Raw genomic sequence first — 906 nt, 5'->3', positions numbered from 1 at the left:
CTGCTGAACATTCTACTGTTACATTAGCTGGTAAAGCTTCTACGAAACTTGGAGCTGTTGTATCTTGAACAGTTATTGTTTGCGAAACATTAGATGAATTATTACAAGCATCTGTAAAAGTCCATGTTCTAGTAATTATAAATGAATTAGGACATTGTCCTGGAACAATAGAATCTAATGCTTGAGACGTAACATTTCCTGAACAATTATCTATTGCCGTTAAAGGTAAAGCAGTTGGTACCTCTGAAGCACAAGAAACTTGCAATGGCTGAGGAGCTACTGGAACAACTGGTGCAGTAATGTCTTGAACTGTAAAAGTACCAGATGTTGAAATAAAGTTTCCACAAGCATCTGTTGCAGTAAATACTACTGTAACTGCTGTTGAACAGTCATTTGATAAAGAGTTAAAATTATTTGTCCAAGTTACATCAGAACATAAATCATTGGCAACTGCACCTCCATTGGTTTGCAACCAATTCGTAATAGCTGTTTGATTTCCACTACCATCACATTCAACAATTAAGTTAGAAGCTTGAGTAGTAATAACTGGAGCTGTTGTATCTGTTACATTGATAGTTTGTGATGCTGTTGATGCGTTGCCACAAGCGTCTGTTGCTGTCCATGTTCTTGTTACAGAATAACTTCCTGCACATTGTCCGTTTGTTGTAACATCATTGAATGTTAATGTGAATGTACTTCCACAAGCGTCTGTAGCTGTAGCTGTTGCAAAACTTGGCGTTGCTGGACAAGAAATTGTACTTGACGCTGGTAATGCTGCAATAACTGGTGCAGTTGTATCCGTTACATTGATTGTTTGAGATGCAGTTGATGCGTTGCCACAAGCGTCTGTAGCTGTCCAAGTTCTAGTTACTGAGTAACTTCCTGCACATTGTCCGTTTGTTGTAA

General features: G+C 38.3%; 1 protein-coding gene. It reads right to left on the bottom strand.

Features of this window, described 5'->3' with window-relative positions:
• A partial coding sequence (locus ACYU7A_RS08060; RefSeq protein ID WP_460575589.1) for an HYR-like domain-containing protein occupies positions 1-906 on the bottom strand: 906 nt, incomplete at both ends.

It is taken from the genome of Flavobacterium koreense (assembly GCF_054776075.1).
The sequence above is the reverse complement of the archived record's forward strand: the minus strand, read 5'-3'. Positions and strand labels throughout refer to the sequence as shown.